Genomic DNA, 24,626 nt, shown 5'->3' on the forward strand with positions numbered 1-24,626 from the left:
GCAGGCCTGCGCCTCAGGCGCGGACCGGGCCCGACCACGAGGTGAAGGCTTCGGTCGCGTCGCCTGCGTCGCGCTCGGAGCGGACCGGACCCGACCACGACGTGAAGGCCTCGACGGCGTCGCCGGCGTCACGCTCGGAGCGGACGGGGCCAGACCACGAGGTGAAGGCTTCGACGGCGTCGCCTGCGTCGCGCTCGGAGCGGACGGGGCCAGACCACGAGGTGAAGGCTTCGACGGCGTCGCCTGCGTCGCGCTCGGAGCGGACGGGGCCAGACCACGAGGTGAAGGCTTCGACGGCGTCGCCTGCGTCGCGCTCGGAGCGGACGGGGCCGGACCACGAGGTGAAGGCTTCGACGGCATCGCCTGCGTCACGCTCGGAGCGGACGGGGCCGGACCACGAGGTGAAGGCTTCGACGGCGTCGCCGGCGTGACGTTCGGAGCGGACGGGGCCGGACCACGAGGTGAAGGCTTCGACGGCGTCGCCGGCGTGACGTTCGGAGCGGACGGGGCCGGACCACGAGGTGAAGGCTTCGACGGCATCGCCGGCGTGACGTTCGGAGCGAGTCGGGCCCGACCACGAGGTGAAGGCTTCGACGGCGTCGCCGGCGTGACGTTCGGAGCGGACGGGGCCGGACCACGAGGTGAAGGCTTCGACGGCGTCGCCGGCGTGACGTTCGGAGCGGACGGGGCCGGACCACGAGGTGAAGGCTTCGACGGCATCGCCGGCGTGACGTTCGGAGCGAGTCGGGCCCGACCACGAGGTGAATGCTTCGACGGCGTCGCCGGCGTGACGTTCGGAGCGAGTCGGGCCCGACCACGAGGTGAATGCCTCGACTGCATTTCCACTAAAGATTGCCGTCTCGGCCGGGCCCGACCACGATGTGAACATCTCGAGGCCTTCTCCGGAGAAGCCGCAGACCTGCGGTTCCACGGCAAGAATTTCTTCAGAGATCAGGTGCTTCACTTGGGTCGACATCGATTGATCCTCGCTTGATTTGCTGAGTTGACGATGTCCAAACGCTCCCCCGAAAAGCGCATTTCAAAAAGTTAATTCTTGTTAAAGTTGATTAACGCGCGCATTATCCACATGAAGGTCGATCGGCAACTTTCCGCCGCTTTGACTTGAACGTCTCGTGTCCACAGACGCATATTTTCTGTGGATAAATTTCGCGTGACCGCCGCAACCCCCGGTTTTGACGCGGAAAGGCCGCGAATCATCCACGCGGCGGCGCTTGCACGCACTCGGCCGACGGGCCAAAAGGAGGCTCCCGGCAGGAGGGCTTCTGGTGAAGATCGCCACGTTCAACATCAACGGCATCAAGGCGCGAGTGACCGCGCTGACCGACTGGCTGGACGAGGCCCAGCCGGACGTCGTGCTATGCCAGGAGATCAAGTCCGTCGACGAAGCCTTCCCGCGCGAGCCTTTCGACGAGCGCGGCTACAATGTCGAGACGCATGGACAGAAAGGCTTCAACGGTGTGGCGATCCTGTCCAAGCACCCGCTCGAGGACGTGATGCGCGGCCTGCCGGGTGACGAGACCGACGAACAGGCCCGCTGGATCGAGGCGACCGTGGTGGGCGAACACGACGCCTTGCGCTTGTGCGGGCTGTACCTTCCCAACGGAAACCCCGCGCCGGGGCCGAAATACGACTACAAGCTTGCCTGGATGGAGCGGCTGGAGGCGCGCGCGCGCGCGCTGCTGGCCGCGGAAATGCCGGCGATGATGGCCGGCGACTACAACGTCATCCCGCAGCCCGAGGACGTGCATGACCCGAAGGCCTGGGAGGACGACGCGCTGTACCTGCCGCAGACCCGCGCCGCGTTCCACCGCGTGGTGAACCTGGGCTTCACCGACGCGTTCCGCGTGCGCAACGCCGCACCGGCGCAATATACGTTCTGGGATTACCAGGCCAATGCCTGGCCACGGAACAAGGGCATCCGGATCGATCACATGCTGCTGAGCCCGCAGGCAGCCGACATGCTCGTCGACTGCCGGATCGACAAGGAGATCCGCGACCGCGACAAGCCGTCGGATCACGTGCCGGTCTGGGTCGAGCTGGACCTGTAGCGGTCTAGAGTTCGATCACCTTCACCCGCTCGCCCTCGGCCGCCAGCGCGATACGCCCCTCGCAAAGGCGCAGCGCATCGTCGCCGAACACCTCGCGCCGCCAACCCTTCAACGCAGCCACGTCGCGCGCGCCACCGGCGATCCGGTCGAGTTCGGCCGCCTGCGCGATCAGCTTCGACGCGACGCCGTAGGTTTCCGTCTTGGCCTTCAGCAACACGCGCAGCAGGTCGGCCAGCGCCTGGTTCACCTGGTCGTTCTCGCGACCGCGCTCGGCTTCGGGCAGGTCCTCTTTCGGGCAGTTCTGCCCCGCCGCGACGGCTGCCAGGATACCGTCAGCGATGTCGCCCTTGCGGGCCTCGCGCAGCAGCAGGCGCGACCGGCCCAGGTCCTGCAGGTTCGCGGGCTTGGTCGAGGCAAGCTCGACCAGCGCGTCGTCCTTGAACACGCGGTTGCGCGGGATGTTGCGCGACTGGGCGTACGACTCGCGAAAGGCGGCAAGCTCGCGCACGATGGCCATGAAGCGCGGGCTGTTCGAGCGGGTCTTGATCCGCTTCCAGGCGTCGCGCGGCCGGGTGATGTAGGTCTCGGGGTCGGTCAGCACGGCGACCTCCTCGGCGACCCAGCGTTCGCGTCCCGTCTCTTCCAGCTTGGCTGACAGGAACTCATAGATGTCGCGCAAATGCGTCACGTCGGCCAGCGCGTAAGTCTTCTGCGCATCGGTCAGCGGGCGGCGCGACCAGTCGGTGAAGCGCGAGGTCTTGTCGACGGTGCCCTTGGCGATGCGCTTGACCAGCGTCTCGTAGCCGACCTGCTCGCCGAAGCCGCAGACCATCGCCGCCACCTGCGTGTCGAACAGCGGCGCGGGGATCACGCCGTGGTCGATCTGGAATATCTCGAGGTCCTGCCGGGCGGCGTGGAACACCTTGACCACCGAATCGTCGCGGAACACGTCCATCAACGGTTCCAGCGACAACCCTTCGACCAGTGGATCGACCAGAACGGCGTCATCCTCGCCGCGGCCGGGCAGCGCCAGTTGCACGAGGCACAGCTTGGAATAATAGGTCCGCTCGCGCAGGAATTCGGTGTCGACGGTGACGTAGGGGGCCTGATGGGCGCGCGCGCAGAACGCCGAAAGTGCCGCGGTATCCGTGATCGTCTGCATCGGTTCGGTCTTCCTGTCTGTCGGCGTCGTCGGCACCCCTTGATAGGCGAAGGACACGCGGATTGGAACGTGTCCCGTCAGTCCAGCATGACGGGGTCGGTCTCGCCCTCGGCGAAGCGGCGCAGGACCAGCGGGTAGAGCCGGTGCTCGAGCAGCTGGACCCGCGCGGCCAGCGTCGCGGGCGTGTCGTCGGGCGCGATGCGCAGCCGCGCCTGGCCCAGGATCGGGCCGTCGTCCAGCGCGGGCGTGACCGCATGCACGGTGCAGCCATGTTCGGCCTCTCCCGCCGCCAGCGCGCGGGCATGGGTGTCGAGCCCGCGGTATTTCGGCAACAGCGAGGGGTGGATGTTCAGCATCCGGCCTGCCCAACGGGACACGAAATCCGCTGTCAGGACACGCATGAAGCCAGCGAGGCACAGGATGTCCGGCGCGTGCGGCGCAAGGGCCGCGTCCAGCGCGGTCTCGAACGCGGCACGGTCGCGGCCGAAGGCGCGGTGGTCGACCGTCTCGATGGCCACGCCGCGCGCAGCGGCCCTTGCCAGCCCGCCGGCGCCGGGCACGTTCGACAGCACCACGCAAGCGCGCGCAGGATGATCGCCGGTCATGCTGTCGACCAGCGCCTCCATGTTCGAACCGCTGCCCGAGATCAGGATGCCGACGCGCGTCACGCCAGCCGGCCGTCGTAGGTGACCCCCTGCCCCTCGGTGACGCGGCCGAGCGTGAATACCGTCTCGCCCGAAGTGCGAAGCCGATCCAACAGCGCCTCGGCGCGGTCCGCTGCCGCGATTACGACCATGCCGATGCCGCAGTTGAAGGCGCGCAGCATCTCGGCCTGATCCACTCCGCCGACCTCGCGCAGCCAACTGAAGACCGGTGGTGCCGCGATGGCGTTCAGGTCGATCGTCGCGCCCAGCCCGTCGGGCAAAACGCGCGGCAGGTTCTCGGTCAGGCCGCCGCCGGTGATGTGCGCCAGCGCGTTCACGCCGCCCGCGCGGATCACGTCCAGCGCCGGGCGCACGTAAAGCCGCGTGGGCGTCAGAAGCGCCGCACCCAGTGCGCCGTCCCCGAAGGGCGCGGGATCGTCCCAGTCCAGGCCCGCGCGCTCGACGATGCGTCGCACGAGGCTGTAACCGTTCGAATGCACCCCGTCGGACGCCAGCCCAAGCAGCACGTCGCCCGCAGCCACGCCGGCCGGCAGTGCCGTGCCGCGCTGCATCGCGCCGACGGCAAAGCCCGCCAAGTCGAAGTCGCCCGCGGGATACATGCCCGGCATCTCTGCCGTCTCGCCGCCGATCAGCGCGCAGCCGGCCTGCGCGCAGCCCTCGGCAATTCCTTCGATGACTTGCGCGGCCGTATCGGTGTCCAGCTTTCCGGTAGCGAAATAGTCGAGGAAGAACAGCGGTTCGGCCCCTTGGCACACTAGGTCGTTGACGCACATGGCCACGAGGTCGATGCCGACGCCCGCGACGTGCCCGGTGTCGATGGCGATGCGCAGCTTGGTGCCGACGCCGTCGGTCGCAGCGACCAGAACCGGGTCGTCGTAGCCTGCCGCCTTCAGGTCGAACAGCGCGCCGAAACCGCCGAGGCCGGCCATCGTGCCGGGCCGATCGGTGCGCTTCGCCGCCGGCTTGATGCGTTCGACCAGTGCGTTGCCGGCATCGATGTCGACGCCCGCCGCGCTGTAGGTCTGCCCGCTGCCCTTTTCGCTCATAGCCTGTCACTCCGCTTTGGCAGGCGCTTAGCCGATCGCGCGGGGTGCTGCAATCTCTCGGCTTGACCAGCAGGGCGGCTCTGCTAGGGAAACGTCACGGTGGGCCTGTAGCTCAATTGGTTAGAGCAGGGCGCTCATAACGCCTTGGTTGGGGGTTCAAGTCCCTCCGGGCCTACCAGACAAACAACTGCAAATCACCCGATTTTGCGTGGCGTGGGACACCTGCGCACCCGCGCAATCCGTCATGCCCGCCCTGTGAGGCGGGCACGCCCCTCGGAGCTTACGCGGAAGTGGCAATCAGGTGGGGGACTACGGAATCCAAGCTGCGTGTCAATTTTGACCACCGCTTGACACCCGGGGCGGCGCCTATCCCTCGATCAACACGGCGCCCGGGGGAACCGGAATGCCGCAGTCCGTCGGTGGCGGCTGCTGCCCCGGCGGACGATCAGGATACCAGACTTGGCACAGCCCCGGCGGCGGCAGATGGCCAGCTGGTACATGCACGTCATGGCGCCGTTCCACTTCGCGCTCGAACGGCTCGTTCAATTCCTTGATCCGATCGGCATAGGTCATCGCGATGCAGTCGAGATCTCTGCCGCAGGAATCCCGCTCAGAACGCAACCATTGCAACTGCGCGCGGTCCTCGTCGCTCGCCTTGGCTCGCCCGTAGACAAGCTCGAGCATTGCGTCGAGCCGCGAGAGGTCGCGGTTGTCGCAGATCGTCCGCTCTGTTGGGTTTAGGCGCGTGGCGTCGCACCAGGGCCGCGGTATCATCGCGTCAAGCTTCAGCCAGACCGCCGATGCCGGGTCGAAGCTGCCGTCGGCCCGATCGGCGGCGCCTTCATCCGGCGGCAGGTTGGAATCGCCTAGCCAGGACCGAAGGCCATATTCTGCCATCGGGTTGTCTGCCGGTGGACGCCTGAGGATCGGGGAGATCCCTGTCTCACGTCCATCGCTGTCAGCGTCGTATCCGCGGTTCGTTTCGCCGGCGGGCTGGGCGATAGCGCGCAGCTCGGCGATGCGATCCCTGTAGGTGTACTCGAGGCAAGCGATGTCCCGCCCGCATTCGTTGCGGCTCGCAAGCCACCGACCTTGATCAAGATCGCCGTCGATCCGCCTCGCCTGTTGGTATGCCGTGTTCAGCTTTTGGTCGAGCAGGCTCAGAACCGCGTTCGAACATATCGTTCTTTCGCTCGTGTTCAGGTCGGGAGATCTGCACCAGGAGGGGGTTTCGGCGCTCGCACTCTCCGCGCCGACAGAGAACGCGATGGCGAAAAGCGCGTGTCTCATCTTCACCTGATCACCTCGACATTGCACCAGCTGCGAACACAACGGCGCCAAGCCGGAGTAGTTGCACGGCGAAGCGCAGCCTCGTCGCGATGCCATCTCGGCTTCCACTGCCGCCTGCCCAAGCCTCTCATCAGCGGTCACCGGTCCCGGTCAGCGCGCCGCCGCATTTGCGCCACTCCCTGGCGCTCGCGACAGGACCGCCCGCTGCGCTGAAGTCGCTGCAAACTCGGGCGAAAGTGGAAAACCAGAGGTGCGACGGGCCGTCAGGGGTTTACGTGCAGAGGGGCTACCATCATCGGCCTCAGGATCATGAAGTCCTACAGCATCGAGATCTGACCGGACGGCAGCCGTGCGTTCGCCGACGAGGCAGGTGCCCTTGGCACTTCGCCGTGACCCGCTGGCATGCGGTGATGTGGCTCGCGAAGTTCGCCGAACAGCGACCGGTAAGAGATGCGCCTCCGGCCGCGCCGCCAAGGGAATACATCTCGGACGGGTGGCGCGGGACGCGGAGCATCCTGGACTCCGACGACGTAAGGATCAGCGGGTCCAACCGTAGCGCGACCAGGCCATTCAGTGGCGCGGCCGACATCTTCACCCTGACCGGTGCCAACGGCCGGATCGCCTATGAGGTAGACTACCATGGCGTTCTCGGCGGAGCCGCCCCGAAGCGGAATGGCGAAGAACTCGATCGGCAGATTGGCGGCGGTATCAGTGGTCACATCGCCGAAAGTGACGGCCACGGGGGCGGTAGCCGCCCAGACCCTGTCCGCATTCGCGACATGCAGGCCGCGCTCTTTTCCGAGACGGAGGTCGGTGATCGTCCCGGTGTTGTCGACGATCTCGGAGCCTCTCTTGAAGCTTCCATCGATCGACAGACTCCTCGGGCGAAGTGACGTTCTTCGGAGCGTGGTGGAATCGCTCGCAGCGCTGTTCAAACGACCCTGAAACCCATTGAAGGGCCCGTTTCAGGAAATCGCGTTGCTGTAAAAGACTGCGTAATTCACTGCAAAGATCTTCGTCACGCTACAACAATGTGGGGTGACACAGTCTTTTACAGTGGTGCCCGGAAGAGGCTCGAAGACGTCGGAAGACGTGGGATCGGCGCAGCATCAATGGGTTAGCTGGAGCCCCCTGCCCTGCGGCGAACCTCTCTGGTGTTTTTCAGTCGGACGCGAAAACGCCCCGTAAGGGCCGTTATGTAAAGCTGGCGCGGCAACGGGCCGTCGCGCCCGAGGCACCGTTGGAACCCCATATAAACAAGCGTTCAAACGGTCGTGGAAGGGCGCGTGAACGAGCGGTTCAAAGGCCGATCGCGGCGCCGGAACTAGGAAGTAGCGCGACAAGTTCGCCTGTGACTTCCTAGATAGAGAGTTTGGCTGTGATCGCATACACTTAGCCATTTCAGTGCAGCGACGAAGCTCCGGCAAACCAGGAAGCGATTTCTTTCGCACCATGTCGGGTGAGGGGCGAGTGCCGCCGGCTTTGCCAGATCCATTTGGGCGACAGCGGCATCCGGCTGTCGCGACGGACCTCAGCTCGTCACGCTGCTTGGCCTTGGCGGAACCAACTGGGCAACCTCAGCCCCTTTGATGGAATCAGGAGCTCGCTGCCCATCCTCTTCGACTGCACGGAATACTGGATTGCCAAGTCGAACTGCCTCCGTTGCTTGTATAGATCCGCGATCTCGGGGCAGTTGTCATAGGTCGTGATCCAAGGGATGTTCACGGACAAGATGCGTTGAGCGAGGTCTTCGTGGTCTCTCGCTTCGTAGAAGCTCGTGTAGAGATCTGATCCTTTCGCAAAGTACGGCGGATCGAAGCAGATCAACGACCGAGGCGGCAGCGCGCCCTCCAACTGGTCCACGAAATCGTGCGCATCAGACAACGAGAAGTGTATTTGCGAGCGGTATTTTTCGATCCGACGCACGCGAGCAACGATGTCCTCCTTGTTGAACCGACAGTCCAGCTTGTAGTTGCCCTCTTGCTTCAGCCCGCCAATAACGCCGGCGCCCTTGATGATCCCCGACCGGTTTGTCCGGTTAAGGAAGAGCGCGGCGAAGCCGTACTGTAGTCTGGATCCTTTGTAGCCTGCCCGATACACGGATCTCTGCCGGTGCCACTCGTCTATGGTGACCGGGGTCGAAACGATCAAATCGACAAGGTCATCTGTCTGCTCCAGCATCGCATGCCACAGAGAGCCGATGGCATGATCGACGTCATTCAGGTGTAGTTCGCTGACGTGCCCGTTGAAGAGCAATGCCAATGCGAGCCCGCCCCCACCAGCGAAAGGTTCTGCATAGTGCCCGCCCTCGAGCCGATTCAGGCGAAGGATGTCGACCACTAGCGGGATTAGCGAACTCTTCCCGCCCGGATAGCGGAGTGGCGATGCGGTTCGAGTCATAGATGGCCGGCCGAGCAAGCGTTGTGCACTGGTATCATTCCCTAGGGCCTGGTGGAGATTTCATCACATACCGCCTTCAGAAAGGGCGCTATGACGTCCACATCGTTCGCCAACTGAGATCCATCAAAATGTGCTGCTCGCGGGCTGTGCTTCGTGGCGTTCCCTTTGCGTGAGATATTCTGCAAGGCTTCCCAGACGTCATCCCGCTCTCTTTTGTCGGTGAACCCGAGTGATCGCAGGCGGTCCTTGCCAAAGTAATCTTGGAATTTCGCATCGCCACGGGCGTGCAGGGAAGCTAGTGCCTCGAGGATCGACCAGAACCCGACCGTGATGAGTGGTGTGTGTCGGCTTAGCGAAAGGTCGCAGCAGGATGCGTAAAGCGCTTCTAGCTTCTGATTTTTGACCTGCACCAGGGCGTGCTCGACATCGGCGTTCCTGCCAATCATCGTGCGCGGACGGATGCGCTCGTTATCGTCGGATTCTTCATCCTCGTCGCTCTCTTCTTCCTCCGATACGTCTTCCTCAACTTCATCGAAAGCGTCGGCAAGATCATACTTGTCGCAGAAATCGTCGCCCACCCCGACGCTTGCAACCAAGTCCTTCGCATACTCGATGACATCGTCAGTATAGGCGCGTGAGGAGATCTTTCCATCCCTCACGTCCTTGAGGAACTGAGTGAAAAGCGCCTTGAAGTCTTCCTTCGATCGCTGGACCAAGAAGCGCCCATCCTCACCACGAGATAATCCGAGGAAGTTCCTCATTGCGGGATTGCCGATGTATCGCTGCACGGTCGTCAGTTTTCTCTCTCAATCGTCCGCGCTTATGAGGCCGTTCCTCTCTGCCAGATCAAGGATTGCCATGGCGTCCTTGTTGCGGCCGCCGCCCATGGCACGTTCTTGTTGATCCGCAGTCCATCTCTTCCGCGAGCGACCATGAGCCTCACCGAGGTGCATGCGGTCGATCCAAGGTTTCGCAGCCTTCTTGTTCGCGAATACGACACAATCCACCTTTTGGGGAAGGTCTGCCTTACGTGCAGCACGTTCCAGACGCTTCACGACATTCGTTCGATTGGGATGCGACGAAGGGATTTTCTCAGGGGTGTAGAGCAGCAGTAACGCGCACACCCGCCGATTCCCTTCGACAGCGACGTAAGATTTTGAGGCACCGGGCCCCTTCATCTCGACGACTCCAAGCCTGTCCAATGGGTTCAAGCCTTCTTCTGCGATGTCCAGCGCAAGCTCCAGTACCTTCTCTTTCTGTAGAAGGAAGGCGATCGCGTCCTCCTCGCGCTTCACAGGTTCATGCCTGTAGTTCTTTAAGTCCAGACGTAGACGCGCGGCCGGAATCTGCGCAGGCTTTCCTTGGTTCGCCATTTAGTTCTCCCCGTTTCCGGCGAACTTCGCCTACCGCGAAGCGGCTGTCTAGGTTAGTGCCCGTCCCTTACAGCCGGCCGCTGCGGATCCTCGGGCAACCGCTCCGGCGCCTCGACCGCGTGCTCGATCAGCCATTCGCGGATCTCGGAGCAGCCGAACGTCGCATCCGTCTACTCATCTGGCCACCCGGCGGCTAGCACACGCTGCTGAACTACAGCTACCGAACTGTTGCGTCACTGTCCTGTGTAGGCCGCCTTTCCTCGTCGGTTTCTGGAGGAGTTTGACCGGCCACGAGAATATCCCTGATCTCGCGAAGTACCGCCGCACGTTCAGGACTATCACTAGCCTCCTCGATTACCTCGACCAGACGTTGCGCCGCTGCATCCTGGTCTTGCCTCAGACCAACGAGTTCCGACTGCAGTGCCTCCATGCGAGCATTCAGTGCCGGTAGCGGATCGGGGGGTCGGGTCAGCTCCGCGTAGATGATCGGAGCCGATGCGCCGATTGCGGCAGTGACTACAGCAGCGAGGCCCACCCAGATCGCGATCTTCGCCGATCGGTCGTTCGATGCAGCAGCGGATTCAAACTTGCCCAGGAACTCGAACGCGGCCGTCTGCAGGTTCACGCCGGTCTCGGCAGCTTGGGTGCCGAGTTCCTGGAACTGCTCGAAGCGCTTCTCTATCCGTTCGAGGCGCTCATTCGTCTCGACCGCTGGGTTCGGCGGAAACTTGAAATCGAGATGTGGGTGCCCGTTAGGTCTCGCTCGATCGGCCTCCCTCATCATGTCGATGATCTCTTGCTGCTTTCGTAGCGGCTCCGTGTATTTTGCGAAGTCGAGCCTCGGAGTGTTCAACCCAGCAATCGCTTTTCGAGCCTGTTCAACGGATTGAGAAATGTTCTTTGCCACCTGCGGATCAACGTTCCGCGACGCCGTCTCGGTCCCGTGCCTTCCTGCGAGGTTGTCCAGGTCGAGCGTAACTCTGCGTGGACCTCCGCTACCGCTGCGATGGCTGTCGTCATTGGCAATTGCATCCGTTTTCGGCTTCTCGCTGTCTGCCATTCCTGAACCTACCCCGCCGTACTTGACCCGTCTGGGACCCTGCCCGCTCAGTGCCCGTCCCGCACCGCCGGCCGCTGCGGGTCCTCGGGCAACCGCTCCGGCGCCTCGACCCCATGCTCGGCAAGCCATTCGCGGATCTCGCCCCACAGCTCCGGGGCGCCTCTATCGCGCCGGGAGAGGACGTTCTCGAGGCGATGCCGGAGATCCGGCGGGATGCTGTTTGGCCAGGGCATGCAGGGAGTCCTTCGAGGTGTGACGGGAAAGGCGAGCTTGGTCGGTAGGTGATCGGCCGACATTTGCCTGCTTAAGCTCTACAGATCAGCCAGCAACCCGGCTGATCTTCGGATCCGTGGCGTATCAATGCCATCGTCGATGCACATCTTGGCAATGACCTCCGGAGAGTCGCTTGCTAGGACAACCGCGCCTGGCTCACCGCCAGACAACCATGTCATGAACAGCGTCTCGCCCACGTAACCACCTAGCGAGTTGCGGGCGTTCACCCAGCCGCAGACGTCGATCTTCTGCCCGTCGCGCTTCGCATGGATCTCCCCGAACTGCGCGCTGTCGGGATCCTTCAGCTTGTTTCGCACGGCCGCCTTCACAGTTCGGGCCTCGAAAAAGCCGAGGTCATCACCCTGGCTTTGCTTGGCGATACCTGCGCCGAGCGCGAAGACGCCGACGATCGCCGCGACCACCGCTCCATAAGACCAAGTCATCTCACCCACCCCTTTGCCGAGCGTCGGAGCCTGTCGCTTCGGGCCCGCCTAACGATCAGAACGCTTGCCACAGATATTACCTCATAGAATATTTGAAACGACACGCCTAACGCGGCCAACGATCGACACCCCCTCAAGTTCGGAATCACGAATGACATCGATGGGATAGTTCGGATTATCCGAAATGACTGCTAAGGCGGCTGCCAGCGGTGAGGTGCCGACATCCAGGGAAGCCAGCCTTCTTACAAAAGACTTCCCCCCCCGACTGAAGGCAAAGACTCCGTCCGCTGAGAAGACTCTGTCCATACAGTCGATTAGTATCAGAGCGCCGTTCGGGATCGTTGGCGCCATACTGTCACCGTTCATCTCGACCAAAACCGACAGATCGGGGTGAACCTGGTTTTCCAAGAGCCAGCTTCGGGACACCGCCAGCGCATCACGCTGCCCACCGTCAGCCGCAATCAGACCCGTCGGCTCCGAGGCGCAAAGATCCATGCGGTTGATCATCACGAAGTCCTGCCCTTCGTAGTGGAAATCGCCCCGCATCGGCCTTCCGAATTCGGATGGCTCGATTCTTGAACCGGTGCGGCGGGCCTGGAAACCGAGCCTTAGTTCGCGCTCTTCCTCTGGGTTCGGCGCGCGCCACTCCTCCCCAACGCGATGCAGCAGCTTGTGGTCTTCGCCGTACAGGAGCCAGTCGGCACTGACACCGAACCGTTCAGACAGTTTCCGCAGGAAATTGCGGGACGGCTCGCTTCGTCCAGCTTCGATATCGCTTATGTATCCTTGGCTTACGCCAAGCTCGGAACCCAGCCTGCGCTGAGACAGCTTTTGCTGTCCCCTCCATGCCTTGAGTCGTTGACCGTAATCCGCGTTCATCTGCGCAGCTTCTCGTTGACACGACCGTTAATAACGTTCAAAACTGAGAATGAACGCAAATCACGGTCGAGCATACACAATTTATGGTTCAAGCATATGGCTGAAAAAAAGAGCTACATCCAGCCGGGGCCCATCTTCTATGACGTGTTCCTGGGATACCTGAGAGTGATGGGCACCAATCTTAAAGAATGGTGCGTGCCGCACGGCGTGGCGGGAACGAACGCGAAGGCCGCCGCCACAGGCGCCTGGAATGGCCCCAAAGCCAAGGAACTTCGTGAGCGCATGATCGAAACGGTCGGGCGCGACACGTTCGAAAAGCTCTATGCGGAGCGCATCCGGCAAGAGGTCGCGTGATGTCGGCCCCGTCCCCCCAACGATCTGAGCGAAATCGAGGGCGGTGCGAAGCAGGTGACAACATGATCCGGCTGACGCGCAAGGCGAAGCTACGTCCCGAACTGCAGCGCGAACTAACGCTCCTGCGCGCCTCGATCGCGTCGCTGCGCCGGAGCGTCGGGCGCACCCCGCAGCTCCGCCCAGTCGAAATACCAAAAGAAGGAAGTCGTCCGATGCCACACGGATGGTGGATCGTGCCCGGCACCCTGGTGTCCCTGCTGCTTTGGGTCGCCCTCTTCAAGCTGGTGGGGGTGCTGTGATGCAGCGCCTTCCACTCCGCTCTGTATCGCACACTTGCATGCCGAAGCAGGTACGCCCGTCCCCTGACTCCGCAGGGGCACCAGGGGAGCCCGGGCCGCCCACAACTCACATCCTGCGCGCGGTCTGGAACCGTCTCTGCGAGATCGAGCGCCGCGTCTCGGACAGCCTGCTTGGCGACAGCATCGCCGGCATTTGCATCGTGGTCCTGGCCTGCGCCGCGACCGTGCTGGTGCCTCTGATCTTCGGGCATTGAAGGGGGCTTTGATGGACGTTCAAAGCGAGTTCCGCGTGGGCAAGGCCGGGCAATATTGGGCGGTCTTCCGCGGCGCGCACCGGGTCAGTCCGACATACGTGAGGCACGAGGAAGCCGAGGATCGCCGGCAGCGCCTGGCGCGCCGCGCCGCCAGCAAGATGCGTCCCTGCATCAGCTGCAGCGCCCTCTTTCGGTCGGAAGGACCGCACCACCGCATGTGCCCTGGCTGCCGGACGAAGTCCGCGTCAGCTGACTGGATGTCGAGGGAAGTCCTGTGAAGCACGCCTCGATCAAGTCCGCCCGCCTGGCGCGCCTGACCAAGATGTTGAGCGACCGCCGCGAGCATTCGACGCTCGAGATTATGGAGCGCGCCAAGATCGCAGCCGTGTCCGCCTGCATCTCGGAGCTTCGCTGCCTGGGCGCGGAGATCGCCTGCAGCAAGCGGCACGACGGGCCGAACGGCGAGCCGCGCTGGTACTACCGCATGACGAAAGGGCCGCGAAAGAATGGCTAAGAATTCCCCTCCCACTAGCGAACTGCAGGGAGCCCCGGTCTTCACGCCGAGGGCGGTTGTGGAGGCGCTGACGCGCGAGCCGGTGCGCTCTCGAGTCGAAGATGCCCGCGTGTTCGATCCGGCCAGCGGCTTGCACCCGTTTTGGGGCGTGCCCTGCACAACGCTGCCCGCCACGGTCGAGGAGGATCGCAGCGATGTCTGATCGGGCAGGCGTGAAAAGGACCGGGCTTTACGGCGAGATCGACCGCGTGGCCGGTCTGCTGGCCGAGGTCGAGGCGGAACGGGACGCGTTGCGGGTTGCCGCTGCCGACGCCGACGCCGAAAAAGTCATGGGGCGGCACATATACCCGAAGCCAGACGTGCCGCCAGACCACCCATTCGCGGTCCTCTGCCGTCTGCGCGCCGCCCTCGCCCGCCCCGCCGCTGAAAAGGAGGCGCGCGCCAATGGCTAAGGACATCGACACTTTCAAGGAAATTCCGGTCGCCGAGATCGCGATCCTGTCGCGCATCCGGGCGGTTTCGACGGACGCCGTCGCCGCGCTAAGGCAGTCTTACGAGGATCACGGCGGCTTCACCACGCCAATCCACGTCCGCAAGGCGAAGTCCGGCTACGAGCTCATCGACGGCGCGCACCGCCTGACGCTGGCGAACGAGCTGGGGCTGGAGACTATCCTCGCCCGTGTCTGGCACTGCAGCCAGGCCGAAGCGCGCTTCTTCGAGACGGATGCCAATCTCGCTATGGCGCACCTGACGCCGATCGGTCTGGCCCGCAGCCTCGCCGCCCGGCACGACGCGTATGTCAAGCTGCACCCGGAGACGGCTGGCGGCGTGGCAGGTGGTCTGGCCCGACATGGCCAGCAACGGACAGAAATGTCCTTTGCTGATTTCGTGGGTGCGGTGCTGGGTGTCACGCCTCGGCAGGTCCGCCGCATCGTGAGCGCCGGGCGAACGCTCGCTCCTGACCAGGCGAAGGCTCTGGAAGCCGCGCCGCGCCGCGTTTCGATGAACGACCTCTACCAGCTGTCCAAGATCAACAACACGCCCGAGCGTTATGCGGTGGTCGAAGCCCTCGCCACCGGGACTGCGAAGAATGCCGCCACGGCCCGCAGGGCGTATCGGGCCGATCGAGGCGAAGGGCCCGCCCCGCGCGATGCAACGGAGGCAGGATACTTGCGTCTCGCCGACGCCTGGTGCCGCGCCAACAAGGCCGCGCGCCGTCGTTTTCTCGAGGAGCATGGCGACGACGTCGCCGCGGCCCTGGCCGAACTGGGTGACGCATGAGCGAACCCGACGTCCCGCAGAAGACCTGGTGGAGCGCCGCCGAGATCGCCGCGGCGGATTTGCCCGACATGCCGGCGACCACGCGCGGCGTGAACGAGCATGCGCGGCGCAACGGCTGGGCGAACCAGCCCGGCAAGGTGCGGCGCCGGGCCGGACGGGGTGGCGGGCTCGAGTATCACCATAGCCTGTTCCCGACGCGCGCAGCGATTGCGCTCATCTCGGCAAAGGACCGGCCGAGCGAGCGGCTTGATCGAGCCGAGGCATGGGCCCAGTTCGACGCGGCGAAGGACAGCGCGAAGCGCAAGGCCGAGGGTCGGCTGGCGGCGCTGGACGAGATCGATGCGCTCGAATGCGCGGGCCTCACCCGGTCTGAGGCGGTTCGAACCGCATCGGCGAAGCACGGCAAGAGCGAAAAGACGCTTTGGAACTGGATCGGATTGGTGAACGGGATCGCGCATGCGGATCGGCTCGCCTACCTGGTGCCCGGCGCCGGCGGCTCCGCTCAGCCAAAGACCGAGGTTCCGGAACGCTTCCTTGAGCTAGTAAAATCGGCTTGGCTGACGCAGTCGGCTCCGGATCTTTCCGCCGCCTACAGCTGGGCGACCGACATTGCCCGGTCGGAAGCCGTGCAAACGGCACCGCTCTGGAAGATCCGGCGCGTCATCAACGCCACAGTTCCCGACCACATTCGCATCTTTCACCGTGAAGGCGTGCACGGCCTGCGCCGGTACTTCCCCCACCAGACGCGTTCGAAGATGTCCATGCACGCGATGGAAGCCGTTCAGGGCGACTATCATAAGTTCGACGTCTTCGTGCTCTGGCCGGGCGAGCAAAAGCCGGTGCGAGTCCAGATGATCGCGTTCAGTGACATCTACTCCGGCAAGTTCCTTGCCTGGCGGCTGTCGATCACCGCGAACAGCCACACTGTGCAGCTGTGCTTCGGCGATCTTGTGAAGCGCTACGGCATCCCTTTTCATGCCCTGCTGGACAACGGCCGCGAGTTCGCAGCGAAGGCGATGACAGGGGGCACTCCGACGCGGTTCCGCTTCAAGATCCGCGACGACGATGTGCCCGGGCTTCTGACCATGCTGGGCGTCCACGTTCACTGGGCGCAACCCGCGTGGGGTCAGGCCAAGCCGATCGAGCGGGCATTCAAGGACTTCTGCGCCCGTGTCGCCAAGCACCCCGCCTTCGTCGGCGCCTACACCGGCAACCGTCCCGACGCGAAGCCCGAGAACTACGGCGACCGGGCGATCCCATTGTCCGAGTTCAAGGCAGTCCTCGAGCGCGAGATCGCCGCGCACAACGCACGGCGCGATCGCCGGTCCGACGTGGCCTTCAAACGCTCCTTCGACGATGTGTTCAACGAGAGCTACAAGACCTCGCCGGTCCGCAAGGCGACCGAGGAACAGCAGCTCCTGTGGCTGCTGCGCGCTGAGGGCGTGCGAGGCGACAGCAAGAACGGCGAGCTCAAGCTCTACGGCCACCGATATTGGGCTCCGTGGATGTACCAGGTCGCCGGCCAGAAAGTCGTCGCGCGCTTCGATCCCGATGCCTTGCTCGATGGCTTGCGGATCTACGATCTGGAGGGTCGCTATCTTGGCGACGCCGACGTCCTCGCGCCGGGAGACTTCCTGTCGGTCGACGACGCACGCGATCACGCGCGCAAGCTCTCGGCCTTCGCGAAGGCTACGAAAGCGGAGGCAGCCGCCCACAAGGCTCTGACGGACACTGAGATTGCCGCGAGACTGCGCGCTGCCGGCCAAACGGTTCAGGCCGACGATCTGCCGGAGGCCGAGGTGGTGCGCCTGGTACCCAACCACCGTCAAGCGCCGAAGTCTGCCGTGCGCCGTCCGACCACCGACGAGGTCGAGGCCGAGGCGCGCCTGGAAGCCCAGGTCACGCGGCTTTCCGAGCACCGCCCGGCGCAACCCGAGGACGACCCGCAGACCCGCTTCGACCGGGCGCTGGAGCTGGAGGCCATAGAGGCCGACGGCCACCCCCTGACCGAGCAGCAGCGGCTCTGGCTCACCGAGTACAGCCAGTCCGCTGAATACCGGGCCTGGACGCGCATGCGCGCCAGCGCCGCCAAAGACGAATAACGAGGGAGAGGAGCAGAGAATGATCCCCGCAAGCATCGCCCCGCTGCGCAACGTCGGCGTCCTGATGGCGCTGGTCGAGCAGGTGCAGAACCGGACCTTCGGCCTGCCCGGCATGGCCACATATTACGGCCCCTCGGGCTGGGGCAAGACCACCGGCGTGACCTTCGTCGCGAACGAGTTCAACGCCTACGTCATACAGGTCAAGGATTGCTGGACGCCGACCTACCTCGCCGAGGCCATCATGCGCGAGATGGGTCTGCCCGCGGTGCGCGGCGTCGCCCGCATGGTCGACACGATCGGCGCGCAACTGGCCCGCACCGATCGGCCGTTGATCATAGACGACGCACAGTACCTGCTGCGCAAGCGCATGATCGAGCTCACCCGCGATCTCTACGAGAGCTGTCAGGCCCCGGTCATCCTCGTTGGCGAGGAAAAGCTGCCGCAGGACCTGACGCGCTGGGAGAACATCCACAACCGGATGCTGGCGTGGGAGCCCGCCCTGCCGTGCAACCAGGCCGATGCCGAGCAGCTCGCCCTGATCTACGCCAGCGGTCTCGATGTCGACACGGACCTGCTGCGCGCGATCGTCGATGCCTCTGGCGGATCCATCCGCCGCGTCGCCGTCAACCTCGGCCGCGTCCGCGAGCTGGCGCGCACGCGGGGCGCCAAGCGCGCCGATCTGTCGATGTGGGGCGACCGCGCCTTCCACACCGGACAGCCGCCCGCCGTCCGCCAGGTCGAGGACTTCCGCAGCAGCCGTGGATCGGCCGCGGTCACGCGCAAGAAGGGTGCCGCATGACCGACGCCCGCCGTACCGCCGAAGCCCGCCGCACCGCCGCGCTGGAGAGGGTCCGCTCGATGGGCGAGTTTTGCGTCGAGGATCTGATGAAGCGCGTAGGCCTCCCGGTCGCCACTGCTCGATCGTACATCCGCCGCTGGCAAGACGACGGCGCGATCGTGCTCTCCCGCAAGGATGATCGCATCCGCTACTACATCGCTGCCGAGCAGCGCGTCGATCTGGTGACCGTCGCCCAGGACGTGAAAACGCCCGAGGGCAACATGTGGCGCGCGATGCGCCAATACCGCCAGTTCAGCCCGCTCGACATCACGCTCGTGTCGAACGCGGGCGGCGTCGAGGTCAGCATCGAGAAGGCCCGGTCCTACTGCCGTGCCCTTCTGGAGGCCGGATACCTGAAGGTCATCGACCGGGCCGTCCCGGGGCGTCGCGAGGCGATGTACCGCCTGATCGCGAACACCGGTCCGGACGCGCCTGTCGTCCGGCGTGTCTCGGTGCTGCACGATCCCAACACCGACGAGTTCCTGCCGCAGGGCCGGAGGGCACGGGCATGAGCGCGCTGGACACCGCCCGCGACGCACATGGCGTCGACCTGCCCGACTGGATCGAGGCGCTTGCGCGCGAGTGCGACCGCACCAGCCAAAACCGGGCCGCACAGACCATCGGCTACACGGCCGGCGCTGTCAGCGCGGTCCTGCGCGGAAAGTACGCAGCCGGCACCAAGTCGATCGAGACCAGCGTTCGCGGCACCCTGATGGCCGAGACGGTCGAATGCCCGGTCTTGGGCGAGATCGGCAAGCAGGTCTGCCTGAAATGGCGCCGGCGGTCGCGGGATTTCCGGAACGGGAATTCGATGGACGTGACCATGTTCCGCGCCTGCGCCCGCTGCCCCCGCAACTCGGAGGACGGCTGATGGCCCATACGAACGCCGAGATCCTGCGGTTGGCCCGCGAGAGGGTTCGCCCGATCGAGATCGCGGAGCAGCTCGATGTCAGCCCGGACACTGTTTACTCCTGCATCACCACCGCGCGCCGGCGCGGCGAGGACATTCCACGCTTCGTGGGAGGCCCTCGCCCAGGCACCACGCGGACTCTGTGCCAGACCCGGATCAAGCTGACCCCCTTCATGCGGGTTTGCTTTGAGAAACCCGCCGTACGGCGGGGCCTGTCGATCGCGGACCTCGCCGAGCGCCTGCTCGACCAGCTGGCCGAGGAGCCGTCGCTGATCGACGCGGTGCTGGACGATAGCCCCGCCGCGCCCCCCGCCACCGTCACTGAACCCACGAACACAGGAGAGCACTGATGCGTATCCGACCCCTCACCGAAGGCGAGATGCTGAGCCTTGCCGGCTCCGCGATCGCCAAGATCGACGGCAAGGGCCGTCGCGGCACGTCCATGGTCACCTATGACGAGATCGAGGCCATGGCCGCGCTGATCGAGTGCACCGGCGCGGGCCCGGCCTGTCAGCAGGCGCACCACGCTGTGCTGGCGGGCGTCGCCGACGCCGCCCGCGCCACTTCCAGCCAGGAGACGATCCAATGAATGAGCATTCTACCCCCACGCCGGCCCCGGTCCCCGATGGCCGGATCACCGTCAACGGCGACATCTGCCTCGGCGACGGCCGTGGCGGCTACACGCCGGTCCGGTTCATCAAGCCGCAGCACCTGCTCGAGGACGAAACGGTCCGGAAGATCATGGGCTTCGCGCTGGCGCTGAGCGCGCAGGTCTCGCGGTTCAAGCAGCACACCTACGAGGACCTCGGTGCCTTCGACGCCATCCTCGACCAGGAATACGGCCTGACCAAGGGCGGCAAGAAGGGCAACCGGACCTACCAGACCCACGACGGCCTGATGAAGATCGAGGTCCGCGTCGCCGACCTGCTCGACTTCGGCCCGGAGCTCCAGGTCGCCAAGCAGCTGCTCGACGAGTGCCTGAACGAATGGTCGGCCGACAGCCGGCCCGAGGTGCGTGCGCTGATCACGAACACCTTCAACACCGACAAGGAGGGCCAGGTGAACCGCGCCCTGCTGTTCACGCTGCTGCGGCTCGATGTCGAGGACAAGCGCTGGAACCGCGCGATGGACGCGATCCGCGAGGCGATCCGCGTGGTGGGCTCGAAGACCTACTACCGGATCCAGATGCGCGAGAGCTTCGACGCGCCCTGGCAGACGGTCACCATCGACCTGGCGAAGGCGTGAGGGCGGCACCATGGATGACACCACCGAATCCTACGGCGTCGCCGCCGGCGAGCTGAAGCAGTTCATCGAGCGGTACGAGCGGCTCGAGGTCGAGAAGAAGGAGATCGCCGACCAGCAGAAGGAGGTCATGGCCGAGGCCAAGGGGCGCGGCTACGACACCAAGGTTCTGCGCAAGGTCATCGCTCTTCGCAAGCGCGAGCCCGACGACATCGCCGAGGAAGAAGCGGTGCTCGAGATGTACAAGTCCGCGATGGGCATGGCCTGATGACCGCCTCGATCCGCCTCATCCACGTCGCCTGCCGCGAGCTGAGCATCGACGCGGACACGCGTCGCACCATGCAGGAGCGCCTGACGGGCAAGGCGTCCCTCAAGGACATGTCCCAGCCCGAGCTGGAGGTGATCCTGGGCGCACTGAAGGGCCGCGGGTTCAAGCCCAAGGGCGGACGGCGCGCCAAAGCACCGCGAGGCGACCTGCGCCTGGTGCACGTCCTGTGGCGCGCGCTGGGCGATGCCGGCCAGCTGGAACGCCCCGACCGCGCCGGCCTGAACGCCTTCGTCCGCAGCCGGTTCGAGAAGGCGTGGGGCAGCGTTCCGGCCGACATCGACATGCTGCGCGACGCGGACAAGATCGATGCCGTCATCCAGGCGCTGCGCGCGTGGATCGACCGCGCCGGCATCGAGTTCGACTGGAGCGGGGTGCGCCGGTGAAAAAGCCCCGTTTCCATGTCACCGATCATGCCCTGCTCCGCTACTTCGAGCGCGCGCAGGGCATAGACGTGGAAGCCCTGCGATGTTCCCTCGGGCGGCGGATCGACGCGGCCTGCGAAGGCCATAAAGGCATGAACGGTGTTGTCATCGAGGGAATGCGATTCCACCTCGAAGGCGAGACCGTTGTGACGGCGTGGGAGCATAACCAGCCCCTACGCGGCCGGGGCCGTCGAATGCCCCGCGTCGAGGTGGACGAATGACCAGCACCCCCGCCATCCGCTACCCGCGCCACCCCGCCAACCTCGACCCGTTCGTCGAGATGCTCGGCCCTGCGCTGACGGTGGAGTTCCTGCTCAAGTTCGGCGGCTCCACCATCTACTTTCCGAACGACCCGAAGGGCAAATCGGAGGCCGAAGCGCTCGTCGGACCGCTTCGGCTCAAGGCCCTGGGCAAGCGGCTGCCGCATGACCGGGCGCGCGTTCCGACCGCGCGCGGCTGGGTCGCCCACGCGTTGAGAGCGGAAGGCCGCTCGGTCGCGGAGATTGCTCGGCTCTGTGGGCGTTCGGATGTCCAGGTCCGCTCCTACCTCAAGAGTTCGCCGCACGGCGCGAGCCATCCGGCCGAAGCGCCTGAGAGTCGGCAGCTGCGGCTGTTCTGACCGGGCAAACCCTTGCGTCCGTAACACCCCCGTTCAAACCGGCATTCTGGCTCCATCCAAAGGAGCTTCTACAATGTCCGATCGACCCACCGTCCGACAGATCGCCGACGAGATCGTCGCCCGCGAAGGCGGGTTCGTGAACGATCGTGACGATCCCGGCGGCGCCACCAACCACGGCGTCACGATCCATACGATGCGCCGGCTGGGGCTGGACCTCGATCGCGACGGCGACGTCGACGTGGCCGACGTGAAGCGCCTCAGTCGCGACCAGGCGATCGACATCTTCATCGAGCACTACTTCCGGAAGCCGCGCATCGCGGCCCTGCCCGAGGCTCTGCACGCGACCCTCTTCGACATGCAGGTCAACGCCGGCTCCAACGCCGTGAAGATCCTGCAGCAGCTGCTGGCGGATCTCGGTTACGACATCGCCGTCGATGGCGCGATCGGGCCGCAGACCATCCGGATCGCGCAGGCGGCTTATGACGAAGCCGACGGCGACCTGGTGGACGCTTACGGCATCGCTCGGCGTAACTACTACCTCAGCCTCGCGGATCGCCGGCCGGCCTCGCGCAAGTACGCCCGCACCCGCGCAGGCGGCAAGGGCGGCTGGATTAAGCGGGCCGAGGAGTTCATCTCGCCCGAGTTCCACATGACGGGGGCCGAGTTCGCCGCCCGGGTGTCGGCATGGGGCTGAACTGGCTGGCTGCGCTGTTCGGCGGCGGGCGCAACGTCGTCGCCGAGACGGCCGAGGTCTTCCGCGTCAACGCCGAAAAGCAGTCCGGCCGCGTCCATGAAGCCGGCAATGCGGCCCTGGCGCAGTTCGCGGCCGAATTCGGCGGCACCAGGACCACCTGGTTCGACGGGTTCGTCGACGGTCTGAACCGTCTGCCGCGCCCGCTGATGGCGTTCGGCACCATCGGCCTGTTCGCGGCCGCGATGGCCGACCCCGTCTGGTTCGCCGCCCGCATGGTGGCGCTTCAGCAGGTGCCAGAGCCGCTCTGGTATCTCCTCGGCGCGATCGTCGGCTTCTTCTTCGGGGCCCGCGAATTGCACAAGTCGCGCTCGATTCAGGCGCCGCGCCCCGAGGCTGTACGCAATGCGGTCGAGACCATCCGCGAGATCGAGGGCCTGGGCGCCGAGCCGGCGCCCGTTACCGAGCAACCCGAGCCTCGGGCCAGGCGCCCGCCCGGGAGCAATCCGGCCCTCGACGCCATCATCGCCCGCCGCCAGGAAAGGAAGGCCCCATGAAGAGTCTGATCGCGGCGTTCGTCGTCACGCTGTTTGCCACCAGCGCCATCGCGCAATCCGGCTGCGTCCCTCACGCCGACGCGATGGAGGTCCGTGCTGGAACTCACAGCGAGGAGCGGATCGGCATGGGTCTGTCGGCCAACGGCACACTCATGGAAATCTGGGCCAACCACGACACGGGCACCTGGACGATCCTGCGCGTGCTGCCTAGCGGCATTGCCTGCATCGCGGAGCTGGGCTCGCATTTCATGCTGTACGAAGTCACGCCCGGGGGCGCGCCGACGTGACACTCGATTTCGACCTGACGTTGAAGGCTGCGTCATTCTTCATTTCGATCGCCGCGATGGTGTTCGCCGTGATCCGCACGCGACGGACCGCTGTCGACGATCGGTTCAAGATCGGCAGCGATCGCATGGACCGTCACGAGAACCGGATTGCACGCCTCGAGCAGACCGTAGACTCGCTGCCAGGCCGCGAGGAACTGCACAAAGTCCAGCTCGGGCTGACCGAGGTGAAAGGGCAGCTCAGCAGCATCGAGCGCGCGATGAGCGCCAACCGCGACTCGATGAACGCGCTGTCCGAGACGTCGCGGCGCATCGAAGACTACCTGCTCAACAAGAAGGCCTGAGACAATGAGCTATGCAGAACAGCTGCGCGAGCATGCCCGGATCGCCATCCTGCGGCTGCTTGCCGATGCGCCGGGCTATACGTCGAACGTGTCGATGATGACCGGCCTGCTGCAGAGCTGCGGCATCGCCTACACGCGCGACCAGGTGGCAGGCGAGGTCCATTGGCTCAAAGAGCAGGGTCTGCTGACGATCGAGACGCCGCTTGGCTTCATCGTCGCCACCGCGACCGGCCGCGGCGTCGAGGTGGCCGAGGGCGTTGTCACTTATCCGGGCATCCATCGCCCGCGCCCCGGGAGCTGAGCATGCCGGCGCCCGCAAAACTCGACCTGATCCCGCCCGAACTGCGCCAGTGGCTTGCCGAGGAACTTGCCCAGCGGGGCTTCGGCGACATCGTGGATGTGACCGAGGCCCTGAACTTCCGCCTGGAGGAGGCCGGCCTGGAAGTCTCGGTCGGTAAGTCTGCTGTCGGGCGGTTCTCCAAGGCGCTGAAGGACCAGCGCGAAGCCTTCGCCATGGCCGAGACGCTGCTGTCGGATCTCGACATCGAGGCCGAGGGCGAGCTGCACCGCGTCCTGATGCAGATGATCGCGACGTCGGCCGTGCACATGATGCAGTCCGTGCGCGAGGAAGACGGCCACTTGGAGCCCAAGGACCTGATGGCGCTGGGGCGCATGCTGAAAGACCTGATGGCAAGCTCGGGCATGCGGGAGAAGCTGCTCGAGGACGAGCGTCGCCGCGTGGCGCGCGAGGCGCGCGAGGCTGCACAGGCCGAGATGGCCGAGAACCTCGAGAAGCTGGAGGGCGAACAAGGTCTCAGCCCGGAGATGTTCGCGGCAATCCGCTCGAAGGTGCTGGGGCTGAAGAAGTGACCGGCACCGTATCCCGCGACGACGTTTGGCGTCATGTCGTCGCAGAGCTGCTGGCAA

Annotated in this window: 38 protein-coding genes and 1 tRNA gene; 27 read left to right on the forward strand and 12 right to left on the reverse strand. The window is 65.0% G+C overall.

All coding sequences use genetic code 11. From position 1 onward, the window contains the following. Positions 1 to 13: 13 nt before the first annotated feature. A complete protein-coding gene (locus BLW27_RS12930) occupies positions 14 to 976 on the reverse strand; it encodes a DUF6749 family protein (protein ID WP_089883810.1) in 963 nt (320 codons plus the stop codon). A 310-nt stretch (positions 977 to 1,286) separates the two neighbouring features. Here BLW27_RS12930 and xth point away from each other — a divergent pair, with 310 nt between their 5' ends. Further along, positions 1,287 to 2,069 carry an exodeoxyribonuclease III gene (gene xth / locus BLW27_RS12935; RefSeq protein WP_089883811.1) on the forward strand — a complete coding sequence of 261 codons (783 nt, stop codon included), beginning with the start codon at positions 1,287 to 1,289 and terminating at the stop codon, positions 2,067 to 2,069. Between the two features lie 4 nt (positions 2,070 to 2,073). Here xth and rnd read toward each other — a convergent pair whose 3' ends face one another. From rnd to purM, 3 genes are all read right to left on the reverse strand, one after another. Further along, the gene (rnd, locus tag BLW27_RS12940; RefSeq protein WP_089883812.1) at positions 2,074 to 3,231 is read right to left on the reverse strand and encodes a ribonuclease D; all 1,158 of its coding nucleotides are present in this window, start codon (positions 3,229 to 3,231) and stop codon (positions 2,074 to 2,076) included. Positions 3,232 to 3,308: 77 nt separating this feature from the next. After that, positions 3,309 to 3,899, reverse strand: coding sequence for a phosphoribosylglycinamide formyltransferase (purN, locus tag BLW27_RS12945; RefSeq protein ID WP_089883813.1), 591 nt, complete (start codon positions 3,897 to 3,899; stop codon positions 3,309 to 3,311). Continuing rightward, positions 3,896 to 4,942 carry a phosphoribosylformylglycinamidine cyclo-ligase gene (gene purM, locus BLW27_RS12950; RefSeq protein WP_089883814.1) on the reverse strand — a complete coding sequence of 349 codons (1,047 nt, stop codon included), beginning with the start codon at positions 4,940 to 4,942 and terminating at the stop codon, positions 3,896 to 3,898. The genes purN and purM overlap by 4 nt, the downstream gene beginning before the upstream one ends. 101 nt (positions 4,943 to 5,043) lie before the next feature. On the opposite strand from purM, the gene BLW27_RS12955 reads away from it, so the two are divergent. Further along, a tRNA-Ile gene (locus BLW27_RS12955) sits at positions 5,044 to 5,120 on the forward strand. A 188-nt stretch (positions 5,121 to 5,308) separates the two neighbouring features. Here BLW27_RS12955 and BLW27_RS12960 read toward each other — a convergent pair. Continuing rightward, a complete protein-coding gene (locus tag BLW27_RS12960; RefSeq protein WP_089883815.1) occupies positions 5,309 to 6,232 on the reverse strand; it encodes a lysozyme inhibitor LprI family protein in 924 nt (307 codons plus the stop codon). A gap of 410 nt (positions 6,233 to 6,642) precedes the next feature. Between BLW27_RS12960 and BLW27_RS12965 the strand changes: the two genes are divergently transcribed. Next, positions 6,643 to 7,125, forward strand: coding sequence for a hypothetical protein (locus BLW27_RS12965; RefSeq protein WP_089883816.1), 483 nt, complete (start codon positions 6,643 to 6,645; stop codon positions 7,123 to 7,125). A gap of 646 nt (positions 7,126 to 7,771) precedes the next feature. Here BLW27_RS12965 and BLW27_RS12970 read toward each other — a convergent pair. The 7 genes from BLW27_RS12970 to BLW27_RS13000 all read right to left on the reverse strand — a co-directional run bounded on the left by BLW27_RS12970 (position 7,772) and on the right by BLW27_RS13000 (position 12,660). Beyond that, positions 7,772 to 8,632, reverse strand: a complete 861-nt coding sequence (locus tag BLW27_RS12970; protein WP_089883817.1) for a DNA adenine methylase — start codon at positions 8,630 to 8,632, stop codon at positions 7,772 to 7,774. Positions 8,633 to 8,673: 41 nt separating this feature from the next. Continuing rightward, positions 8,674 to 9,420 carry a hypothetical protein gene (locus tag BLW27_RS12975; RefSeq protein WP_143042260.1) on the reverse strand — a complete coding sequence of 249 codons (747 nt, stop codon included), beginning with the start codon at positions 9,418 to 9,420 and terminating at the stop codon, positions 8,674 to 8,676. 18 nt (positions 9,421 to 9,438) lie between these two features. After that, positions 9,439 to 10,005: a hypothetical protein gene (locus BLW27_RS12980; RefSeq protein WP_143042261.1), complete on the reverse strand. Its 567-nt coding sequence runs from the start codon at positions 10,003 to 10,005 to the stop codon at positions 9,439 to 9,441. Positions 10,006 to 10,222: 217 nt separating this feature from the next. Further along, positions 10,223 to 11,065 carry a hypothetical protein gene (locus tag BLW27_RS12985; protein ID WP_143042262.1) on the reverse strand — a complete coding sequence of 281 codons (843 nt, stop codon included), beginning with the start codon at positions 11,063 to 11,065 and terminating at the stop codon, positions 10,223 to 10,225. Positions 11,066 to 11,112: 47 nt separating this feature from the next. Continuing rightward, the gene (locus tag BLW27_RS12990) at positions 11,113 to 11,298 is read right to left on the reverse strand and encodes a hypothetical protein (RefSeq protein WP_089883821.1); all 186 of its coding nucleotides are present in this window, start codon (positions 11,296 to 11,298) and stop codon (positions 11,113 to 11,115) included. Between the two features lie 78 nt (positions 11,299 to 11,376). Then, positions 11,377 to 11,781: a hypothetical protein gene (locus BLW27_RS12995; RefSeq protein WP_089883822.1), complete on the reverse strand. Its 405-nt coding sequence runs from the start codon at positions 11,779 to 11,781 to the stop codon at positions 11,377 to 11,379. 81 nt (positions 11,782 to 11,862) lie between these two features. Beyond that, entirely contained in the window at positions 11,863 to 12,660 is a 798-nt protein-coding gene (locus BLW27_RS13000) for an XRE family transcriptional regulator (protein WP_089883823.1), read from the reverse strand. Between the two features lie 96 nt (positions 12,661 to 12,756). Between BLW27_RS13000 and BLW27_RS13005 the strand changes: the two genes are divergently transcribed. From BLW27_RS13005 to BLW27_RS13110, 24 genes are all read left to right on the forward strand, one after another. Further along, the gene (locus BLW27_RS13005) at positions 12,757 to 13,014 is read left to right on the forward strand and encodes a hypothetical protein (RefSeq protein ID WP_089883824.1); all 258 of its coding nucleotides are present in this window, start codon (positions 12,757 to 12,759) and stop codon (positions 13,012 to 13,014) included. 62 nt (positions 13,015 to 13,076) lie between these two features. Then, complete coding sequence (locus BLW27_RS20745) at positions 13,077 to 13,313, forward strand: hypothetical protein (RefSeq protein WP_143042263.1); 237 nt, start codon at positions 13,077 to 13,079, stop codon at positions 13,311 to 13,313. Between the two features lie 38 nt (positions 13,314 to 13,351). Further along, entirely contained in the window at positions 13,352 to 13,567 is a 216-nt protein-coding gene (locus BLW27_RS20750) for a hypothetical protein (RefSeq protein ID WP_143042264.1), read from the forward strand. 274 nt (positions 13,568 to 13,841) lie between these two features. After that, positions 13,842 to 14,081 carry a helix-turn-helix domain-containing protein gene (locus tag BLW27_RS13015; protein WP_089883826.1) on the forward strand — a complete coding sequence of 80 codons (240 nt, stop codon included), beginning with the start codon at positions 13,842 to 13,844 and terminating at the stop codon, positions 14,079 to 14,081. Further along, positions 14,074 to 14,283: a hypothetical protein gene (locus BLW27_RS20755; protein WP_143042265.1), complete on the forward strand. Its 210-nt coding sequence runs from the start codon at positions 14,074 to 14,076 to the stop codon at positions 14,281 to 14,283. Before BLW27_RS13015 ends, BLW27_RS20755 begins: the two co-directional genes overlap by 8 nt. Next, positions 14,276 to 14,533 carry a hypothetical protein gene (locus BLW27_RS13020; RefSeq protein ID WP_089883827.1) on the forward strand — a complete coding sequence of 86 codons (258 nt, stop codon included), beginning with the start codon at positions 14,276 to 14,278 and terminating at the stop codon, positions 14,531 to 14,533. Before BLW27_RS20755 ends, BLW27_RS13020 begins: the two co-directional genes overlap by 8 nt. Continuing rightward, positions 14,526 to 15,362 carry a ParB/RepB/Spo0J family partition protein gene (locus BLW27_RS13025; RefSeq protein ID WP_089883828.1) on the forward strand — a complete coding sequence of 279 codons (837 nt, stop codon included), beginning with the start codon at positions 14,526 to 14,528 and terminating at the stop codon, positions 15,360 to 15,362. Before BLW27_RS13020 ends, BLW27_RS13025 begins: the two co-directional genes overlap by 8 nt. Then, on the forward strand, positions 15,359 to 17,464 hold the full coding sequence (locus BLW27_RS13030) for a transposase domain-containing protein (protein ID WP_089883829.1): 2,106 nt from the start codon (positions 15,359 to 15,361) through the stop codon (positions 17,462 to 17,464). The genes BLW27_RS13025 and BLW27_RS13030 overlap by 4 nt, the downstream gene beginning before the upstream one ends. Before the next feature lie 19 nt (positions 17,465 to 17,483). Further along, positions 17,484 to 18,263, forward strand: a complete 780-nt coding sequence (locus BLW27_RS13035) for an AAA family ATPase (protein WP_089883830.1) — start codon at positions 17,484 to 17,486, stop codon at positions 18,261 to 18,263. Then, positions 18,260 to 18,814, forward strand: a complete 555-nt coding sequence (locus BLW27_RS13040) for a helix-turn-helix domain-containing protein (protein ID WP_089883831.1) — start codon at positions 18,260 to 18,262, stop codon at positions 18,812 to 18,814. Before BLW27_RS13035 ends, BLW27_RS13040 begins: the two co-directional genes overlap by 4 nt. Then, positions 18,811 to 19,173: a hypothetical protein gene (locus BLW27_RS13045; protein ID WP_089883832.1), complete on the forward strand. Its 363-nt coding sequence runs from the start codon at positions 18,811 to 18,813 to the stop codon at positions 19,171 to 19,173. Before BLW27_RS13040 ends, BLW27_RS13045 begins: the two co-directional genes overlap by 4 nt. Continuing rightward, positions 19,173 to 19,562, forward strand: a complete 390-nt coding sequence (locus tag BLW27_RS13050; RefSeq protein ID WP_089883833.1) for a hypothetical protein — start codon at positions 19,173 to 19,175, stop codon at positions 19,560 to 19,562. Before BLW27_RS13045 ends, BLW27_RS13050 begins: the two co-directional genes overlap by 1 nt. Next, positions 19,562 to 19,801, forward strand: a complete 240-nt coding sequence (locus BLW27_RS13055; RefSeq protein WP_089883834.1) for a hypothetical protein — start codon at positions 19,562 to 19,564, stop codon at positions 19,799 to 19,801. Before BLW27_RS13050 ends, BLW27_RS13055 begins: the two co-directional genes overlap by 1 nt. Next, complete coding sequence (locus tag BLW27_RS13060) at positions 19,798 to 20,457, forward strand: DUF3164 family protein (protein WP_089883835.1); 660 nt, start codon at positions 19,798 to 19,800, stop codon at positions 20,455 to 20,457. The genes BLW27_RS13055 and BLW27_RS13060 overlap by 4 nt, the downstream gene beginning before the upstream one ends. 10 nt (positions 20,458 to 20,467) lie before the next feature. Beyond that, on the forward strand, positions 20,468 to 20,722 hold the full coding sequence (locus tag BLW27_RS13065; protein ID WP_089883836.1) for a DUF2312 domain-containing protein: 255 nt from the start codon (positions 20,468 to 20,470) through the stop codon (positions 20,720 to 20,722). Next, the gene (locus BLW27_RS13070; protein WP_089883837.1) at positions 20,722 to 21,165 is read left to right on the forward strand and encodes a gp16 family protein; all 444 of its coding nucleotides are present in this window, start codon (positions 20,722 to 20,724) and stop codon (positions 21,163 to 21,165) included. Before BLW27_RS13065 ends, BLW27_RS13070 begins: the two co-directional genes overlap by 1 nt. Continuing rightward, positions 21,162 to 21,425, forward strand: coding sequence for a hypothetical protein (locus BLW27_RS13075; protein WP_089883838.1), 264 nt, complete (start codon positions 21,162 to 21,164; stop codon positions 21,423 to 21,425). Before BLW27_RS13070 ends, BLW27_RS13075 begins: the two co-directional genes overlap by 4 nt. Beyond that, positions 21,422 to 21,823 (forward strand): hypothetical protein, encoded by a 402-nt coding sequence (locus BLW27_RS13080; protein ID WP_089883839.1) that lies wholly within the window; start codon positions 21,422 to 21,424, stop codon positions 21,821 to 21,823. Before BLW27_RS13075 ends, BLW27_RS13080 begins: the two co-directional genes overlap by 4 nt. A 73-nt stretch (positions 21,824 to 21,896) precedes the next feature. Next, positions 21,897 to 22,517: a holin-associated N-acetylmuramidase gene (locus tag BLW27_RS13085; protein WP_089883840.1), complete on the forward strand. Its 621-nt coding sequence runs from the start codon at positions 21,897 to 21,899 to the stop codon at positions 22,515 to 22,517. Then, positions 22,508 to 23,071, forward strand: a complete 564-nt coding sequence (locus tag BLW27_RS13090) for a holin family protein (RefSeq protein WP_089883841.1) — start codon at positions 22,508 to 22,510, stop codon at positions 23,069 to 23,071. The genes BLW27_RS13085 and BLW27_RS13090 overlap by 10 nt, the downstream gene beginning before the upstream one ends. After that, entirely contained in the window at positions 23,068 to 23,358 is a 291-nt protein-coding gene (locus BLW27_RS13095; RefSeq protein WP_089883842.1) for a hypothetical protein, read from the forward strand. The genes BLW27_RS13090 and BLW27_RS13095 overlap by 4 nt, the downstream gene beginning before the upstream one ends. After that, the gene (locus BLW27_RS13100; RefSeq protein WP_089883843.1) at positions 23,355 to 23,699 is read left to right on the forward strand and encodes a DUF2730 family protein; all 345 of its coding nucleotides are present in this window, start codon (positions 23,355 to 23,357) and stop codon (positions 23,697 to 23,699) included. The genes BLW27_RS13095 and BLW27_RS13100 overlap by 4 nt, the downstream gene beginning before the upstream one ends. A gap of 4 nt (positions 23,700 to 23,703) precedes the next feature. Continuing rightward, a complete protein-coding gene (locus BLW27_RS13105) occupies positions 23,704 to 24,000 on the forward strand; it encodes a VpaChn25_0724 family phage protein (protein ID WP_089883844.1) in 297 nt (98 codons plus the stop codon). 2 nt (positions 24,001 to 24,002) lie between these two features. Further along, on the forward strand, positions 24,003 to 24,569 hold the full coding sequence (locus BLW27_RS13110) for a phage protein Gp27 family protein (protein WP_089883845.1): 567 nt from the start codon (positions 24,003 to 24,005) through the stop codon (positions 24,567 to 24,569). Positions 24,570 to 24,626: the final 57 nt, after the last annotated feature.

This window comes from Citreimonas salinaria (assembly GCF_900107235.1).
GTDB classification, from domain to species: Bacteria; Pseudomonadota; Alphaproteobacteria; order Rhodobacterales; family Rhodobacteraceae; genus Citreimonas; species Citreimonas salinaria.

Coding starts and splice junctions, on each gene's coding strand:
- BLW27_RS12930 (WP_089883810.1), bottom strand. CDS start 976: ATGTCGACCCAAGTGAAGCACCTGATCTCTGAAGAAATTCTTGCCGTG.
- rnd (WP_089883812.1), bottom strand. CDS start 3,231: ATGCAGACGATCACGGATACCGCGGCACTTTCGGCGTTCTGCGCGCGC.
- purM (WP_089883814.1), bottom strand. CDS start 4,942: ATGAGCGAAAAGGGCAGCGGGCAGACCTACAGCGCGGCGGGCGTCGAC.
- BLW27_RS12960 (WP_089883815.1), bottom strand. CDS start 6,232: ATGAGACACGCGCTTTTCGCCATCGCGTTCTCTGTCGGCGCGGAGAGT.
- BLW27_RS12965 (WP_089883816.1), top strand. CDS start 6,643: ATGTGGCTCGCGAAGTTCGCCGAACAGCGACCGGTAAGAGATGCGCCT.
- BLW27_RS12970 (WP_089883817.1), bottom strand. CDS start 8,632: ATGACTCGAACCGCATCGCCACTCCGCTATCCGGGCGGGAAGAGTTCG.
- BLW27_RS12980 (WP_143042261.1), bottom strand. CDS start 10,005: ATGGCGAACCAAGGAAAGCCTGCGCAGATTCCGGCCGCGCGTCTACGT.
- BLW27_RS12985 (WP_143042262.1), bottom strand. CDS start 11,065: ATGGCAGACAGCGAGAAGCCGAAAACGGATGCAATTGCCAATGACGAC.
- BLW27_RS12990 (WP_089883821.1), bottom strand. CDS start 11,298: ATGCCCTGGCCAAACAGCATCCCGCCGGATCTCCGGCATCGCCTCGAG.
- BLW27_RS12995 (WP_089883822.1), bottom strand. CDS start 11,781: ATGACTTGGTCTTATGGAGCGGTGGTCGCGGCGATCGTCGGCGTCTTC.
- BLW27_RS13000 (WP_089883823.1), bottom strand. CDS start 12,660: ATGAACGCGGATTACGGTCAACGACTCAAGGCATGGAGGGGACAGCAA.
- BLW27_RS13005 (WP_089883824.1), top strand. CDS start 12,757: ATGGCTGAAAAAAAGAGCTACATCCAGCCGGGGCCCATCTTCTATGAC.
- BLW27_RS20745 (WP_143042263.1), top strand. CDS start 13,077: ATGATCCGGCTGACGCGCAAGGCGAAGCTACGTCCCGAACTGCAGCGC.
- BLW27_RS20750 (WP_143042264.1), top strand. CDS start 13,352: ATGCCGAAGCAGGTACGCCCGTCCCCTGACTCCGCAGGGGCACCAGGG.
- BLW27_RS20755 (WP_143042265.1), top strand. CDS start 14,074: ATGGCTAAGAATTCCCCTCCCACTAGCGAACTGCAGGGAGCCCCGGTC.
- BLW27_RS13020 (WP_089883827.1), top strand. CDS start 14,276: ATGTCTGATCGGGCAGGCGTGAAAAGGACCGGGCTTTACGGCGAGATC.
- BLW27_RS13025 (WP_089883828.1), top strand. CDS start 14,526: ATGGCTAAGGACATCGACACTTTCAAGGAAATTCCGGTCGCCGAGATC.
- BLW27_RS13030 (WP_089883829.1), top strand. CDS start 15,359: ATGAGCGAACCCGACGTCCCGCAGAAGACCTGGTGGAGCGCCGCCGAG.
- BLW27_RS13035 (WP_089883830.1), top strand. CDS start 17,484: ATGATCCCCGCAAGCATCGCCCCGCTGCGCAACGTCGGCGTCCTGATG.
- BLW27_RS13040 (WP_089883831.1), top strand. CDS start 18,260: ATGACCGACGCCCGCCGTACCGCCGAAGCCCGCCGCACCGCCGCGCTG.
- BLW27_RS13045 (WP_089883832.1), top strand. CDS start 18,811: ATGAGCGCGCTGGACACCGCCCGCGACGCACATGGCGTCGACCTGCCC.
- BLW27_RS13050 (WP_089883833.1), top strand. CDS start 19,173: ATGGCCCATACGAACGCCGAGATCCTGCGGTTGGCCCGCGAGAGGGTT.
- BLW27_RS13055 (WP_089883834.1), top strand. CDS start 19,562: ATGCGTATCCGACCCCTCACCGAAGGCGAGATGCTGAGCCTTGCCGGC.
- BLW27_RS13060 (WP_089883835.1), top strand. CDS start 19,798: ATGAATGAGCATTCTACCCCCACGCCGGCCCCGGTCCCCGATGGCCGG.
- BLW27_RS13065 (WP_089883836.1), top strand. CDS start 20,468: ATGGATGACACCACCGAATCCTACGGCGTCGCCGCCGGCGAGCTGAAG.
- BLW27_RS13070 (WP_089883837.1), top strand. CDS start 20,722: ATGACCGCCTCGATCCGCCTCATCCACGTCGCCTGCCGCGAGCTGAGC.
- BLW27_RS13080 (WP_089883839.1), top strand. CDS start 21,422: ATGACCAGCACCCCCGCCATCCGCTACCCGCGCCACCCCGCCAACCTC.
- BLW27_RS13085 (WP_089883840.1), top strand. CDS start 21,897: ATGTCCGATCGACCCACCGTCCGACAGATCGCCGACGAGATCGTCGCC.
- BLW27_RS13090 (WP_089883841.1), top strand. CDS start 22,508: ATGGGGCTGAACTGGCTGGCTGCGCTGTTCGGCGGCGGGCGCAACGTC.
- BLW27_RS13095 (WP_089883842.1), top strand. CDS start 23,068: ATGAAGAGTCTGATCGCGGCGTTCGTCGTCACGCTGTTTGCCACCAGC.
- BLW27_RS13105 (WP_089883844.1), top strand. CDS start 23,704: ATGAGCTATGCAGAACAGCTGCGCGAGCATGCCCGGATCGCCATCCTG.
- BLW27_RS13110 (WP_089883845.1), top strand. CDS start 24,003: ATGCCGGCGCCCGCAAAACTCGACCTGATCCCGCCCGAACTGCGCCAG.